Raw genomic sequence first — 4256 nt, 5'->3', positions numbered from 1 at the left:
CAGCGAACTTCGAAGAAGTTCCATGACTTAGTTTTGAGCCTAAGGTCTCAAAACTCCCGAGTGTCTGAAACAATTGTGTTTCAGACACTTTTCTCACGGCGGAAAGTTTCAGTGTATATTTGAACAATCCTAATAGTATATATCAGTTTAATTTTTTTGCATCACCTAGATTGCTTAATATTAAAAACAATTTGTCTACAATCTATATAGGACCTCATGTGAGGTCCTATTATAGATTATCTGTCTGTAAGCCGAGTTGTTTGACTCTAGCGGTGTAGTAGGTCATGATCAAAAAGAGGTTCACTGTGATCAGCCAGATGGCCCATTGGTGAATGAAATGCATGAGAATGGCTACGCTAATAGCTCCCGCAATAAAGCTTCCAACGACAATCCCGTAATTCATCGCTTGTCTGCGATACTCGTCCAAATCTCCCTTTCCTCGAGTGATTCGGTACAAGGCCGTCAGCATCTTGCGGTAATTTCCGGAAGTCATAAAGATCACGTAAGGATGGGTTTCAATCAAGCTTCCTGTAAAGGTCAACATCATCATCCCTGTCCCAAAAGCAATAAAGGGAACTTCTACAGGTGGTATGACAGACACCAAGGGAATCAGGAGTGTCACCACAAACAAAGGAATCAACATCTTGATCCGCCAAAAGGCTGTCTTGCGATACTCTCTGATATGGAGGGCAACCACAAAGCCGATCGAGAAAAATAAAATAGATGAAAAACGCATGATGGTATTTTCGACACGGGGATCGTGCCAATCAGCGATGAGAAGCAGGAGGTTCCCCGTTTGGGTCGCGACCAAACTCCGGTAGTGCATGTGGCAAAAAACATCAAGGCCCCCTCCGATAAAACCAAGCAGAGCCCCCATCAGTCGTGTATTTTGTGGTAAGATGATTTTTTCTTCCATAGTCGTATCCCTTTTGATTTCAATTATTTTTATTATACCACTTTGCACACAAGTGGAGCAGGAAAAATCAGAAAAAGCCCTTCCGTTACTATAAGTAAGGGAGGGCTGGTAGAATGAACCCCGCTCGATCTACTGTTTCAGGCGATAGGTCTTGCGTGGTTTTTTCTTAGGTACTCGCTTGACACCCACTTCTTCCACGAATTCTCCGAATTTCACGAGGAAGTTATTGCTAACGATGGGGCGTCCAGGATTGATCAGATTGACCAACTCGGTTGCTTCATAAACGGTGAAAGGCTCCTCTAACAGATAGAGGAAGGTTGGATTCCAGTCCAGACGCCCCTGAATCCGCTTGATCGACTCTTGAATAATCTGGTAGTGGTCAAAGGCAAAATCAGAAGCAGCTAAGGGTTCTCCATCGAGCAAACACTGGGACTTTTTGAAATCGACATCGAGAAAAACAACTTCCTTGGCATCGTCACCTGCATGGGCTAAGTCTACTGCTTCTGCCGGCAGATAGACCAGATGGGCGATGGTAATGACCCAGCCTCTGGGGTCCCGCCCAGGGGTGGAAACTGTCATGAGCTGCTCCACCTTATTCACTGGCAGATCGAGCCCAACTTCTTCTTTGACTTCTCGGATGCAGGCATGAGTCGCATCTTCATCCTTGTTCACAAAGCCCCCCACCAAGGCGAGGCGGTGTTGATAAGGGTGGGCCTTGCGGCGAATGGCTAAGAGCTTGAGCTGTCCATCAACAAAACAGTAAGCTACCATGTCCGCTGTGACACTTGGAGTTTCATAAGTCGGCAGGTCTTGCTCCTTGTACCACTTGAGAAAGTCTGCTTCACTAGCGGCCGTCTCAAAATACTCTTTCTCCGTCATTCCTGCTGGAATTGATAGACTTGCCATCTAAGCCACCTCCTTCTTGAGGGCTTTGGTCCATTCTAAGAAGAAGGGAACGCTGGAAAGAAGCAGGAGATAGATCCATTGAAAGGCTGTGCGGCCTACAAAAAGGTCCTTCCACAGGAGTTTCATAATATTGATAAAGCCTTGTTTTTTCGCTTCTTGGTGAAAATTTTTAAAGTCTTGGCTAAAAGTTGCTAATTTTTCAGATAGATTTTTCATAAGCTGCTCCTTAGTCGGCTTGGTAAATGGCATCGATCTCCTTCTTGGCTTCTTCGTAGTTGCCGAGGTAGTCTGATGCGAGGAAAGTGGTCGGAATGTTTCCTAGGTATTGCTGGCGCAATTGGTCCAGGTAATTTGAAAAGCTGGTGCGGATCTCTTCGTCAGCCATGGTCATATCTCGGAAACCATCATTGACATAGGAACCGATCGGCTGGACAAAGAGGATCAAATCCCATTTTTCTTTGGAGAGAATACTGACAAAGAGGTTGTCGAAGGTATCCGTCATGCTGGTATCCTGGCCTTCAACTTCCATATAGTAGTCGTAATAACCCTTGGTCACCAGGGAATTGGTATCGGCGATGACCAGACCTCGATTGGCACTACTATCGATGAGCTTAGAGGTTTGATCATACTGTCCTAAGAGTAGGTAATAGTAATCTTTTGGCGTGAGCTCATCATCCCGCACATTGTTCTTGATCTGGTATTCACGGGCATACTCCAGACTAACAGGTGCATCGTAAAAGCGGGCCAAGTCCTTTGCAAGGGTCGTTTTCCCGTTGCTGGCGCTCCCCATGATCAAGACTTTTTTCGTGAACTGGCGACGGAAGGGCTGGGCAATGTATTTCCAGTATTTGCTGGGATTTTCCCGGATCATGGTAGCAGAGATCCCGAAGCGACGCTCTTCTAAGTGAACTTCAAACCCTCTAGCTTCCAACTCTTCCTTGTAGGCTTTCTCCCCTACATAAAAGATCAACTCTTCTGTCTCTGTTTGATACTGGATGGTGTTTAGGGCTGTCTGTAACCAAGGCTCCCAGCCCAAGGGATAACGAGGAAGTTCTGTCTCATCTAACTTATAGACTTGGGTCAACTCATCATTTGAGAAGGCTTCACGGATATAACGGAAGCGTTTTTGTAAAGTCAACCCGACTTCTTCGCCACGGTCCCCTTCATAACCAGATACGATGACACGAACGCGATCACACTGACGCTTGGCCCGCTGGATCAGGTCAATATGCCCTTGATGAAGAGGCGCAAAGGTTCCAAAAACCAGGGCAATTCTTTCTTTTTTCATATGAACTCCTTTTTATAATTTTTTATAAATAGATTTCCTTTATGTTTTTATTATAAACTATATTTTTTATCTGTCAGTAGTTTTTTATAAAAAAATATATTTTTCTTCAAATCAACAAAAAAAGATCTGAAAAGAGAAGCTTATCCTTTCAGATCTTTCGAATTTTATTCACGAGTGAGGGAGTGGCTAACACCGTCTTTAAGAACCGTCACACTAGATACAGAGCCATCTTTTCCAACTACGATATCTAGAGTCGCCGCAGACCCATCGCCTGCTGAGAGATTAGCATGGTAATGACCATCATCCAAGGTATAGTTATAAGCGCTGATACCATAGGCTACGGGTTGGCCCCCAGGAAGTTGGATGGTCACTTGACCACCTTGGCCAATAGTGACTCCAGTGTCGCGTTTGTCAGACCAATTCCCAGCTGCTGCAGAGAAATCCCCTGCTGCCACAGAATAGACTCCCTTGTATTGGGCATTCTCCGTCGCAGAAGCTTGCTTCTTAGCCTGGGCATGGCCGTCTTCTAGACTTGGCAATTTTGCTTTCGCTGGTGTTGCTGGAGTGGCTACTTCTTTTGTTTCTTTTGTTACGGGTGCTGCTGGTGTCGCTTCTTTAGCTGGAGCAGGTGTTTGACTAGCTGCAGCTTGGTTATTTTTGCTACCAACAGTATGACTTTCTTCTGATTTGCTATCAGAGGATGAAGAGGCAATCGGATCTTTACTAGTGATCACTTTTTTCTTAGAAGAAGAGCTTGTTTGTTTAACCAGACTGGTCTTTGAACTGCTTGCTTCTGAAGTTTTTTCTTCTTTATTCCCGCCACAAGCTCCTAGGAAAAGACTAGCTGTCAAAGCTAGGGCTGCTAGGGAAATGATTTTTTTGTTTTTCATAACAGAACCTCTTTTTTGTAACATTTGTAATATTTTGTAACATTATTGTAACACTGTTATATGGGGCTGTCAATAGTTTCTCAAATATTTTTCTAATTTGGAAGAAGTTTTAGGTAAGTTCCTAAACTTTAGCAAAAAAGAGGCTGGGACAAAAGTCCTAGCCTCTCAATTATTTTTGGATTGTCGAGCAAGGCGCAGTGGTTGAGTGGGCTCTACTACGCTGATTTCATCAGCTTTTACAGCCCTACTCAACTGT

The 4256-nt window shown here is 44.4% G+C and carries 5 protein-coding genes; all 5 read right to left on the bottom strand.

Annotation, left to right across the window (positions count from 1 at the left end; all coding sequences use genetic code 11):
* Positions 1–229: 229 nt before the first annotated feature.
* Complete coding sequence (locus ADI76_RS04275; protein WP_049514896.1) at positions 230–916, bottom strand: YoaK family protein; 687 nt, start codon at positions 914–916, stop codon at positions 230–232.
* 129 nt (positions 917–1045) lie between these two features.
* A complete protein-coding gene (locus ADI76_RS04270; protein ID WP_049472681.1) occupies positions 1046–1822 on the bottom strand; it encodes an NUDIX domain-containing protein in 777 nt (258 codons plus the stop codon).
* Positions 1823–2038 (bottom strand): hypothetical protein, encoded by a 216-nt coding sequence (locus tag ADI76_RS04265; RefSeq protein ID WP_049514895.1) that lies wholly within the window; start codon positions 2036–2038, stop codon positions 1823–1825.
* Positions 2039–2048: 10 nt separating this feature from the next.
* Positions 2049–3110, bottom strand: a complete 1062-nt coding sequence (locus ADI76_RS04260) for an AAA family ATPase (RefSeq protein WP_049514894.1) — start codon at positions 3108–3110, stop codon at positions 2049–2051.
* A 164-nt stretch (positions 3111–3274) separates the two neighbouring features.
* Positions 3275–4000 (bottom strand): hypothetical protein, encoded by a 726-nt coding sequence (locus ADI76_RS04255; RefSeq protein ID WP_037608145.1) that lies wholly within the window; start codon positions 3998–4000, stop codon positions 3275–3277.
* Between the last annotated feature and the right edge of the window lie 256 nt (positions 4001–4256).

Source organism: Streptococcus parasanguinis, assembly GCF_001074805.1.
In the GTDB taxonomy this organism is placed as follows: Bacteria; Bacillota; Bacilli; order Lactobacillales; family Streptococcaceae; genus Streptococcus; species Streptococcus parasanguinis_A.
Note: the sequence above shows the minus strand (reverse complement) of the source record. Positions and strands in the feature narration are given on the sequence as shown.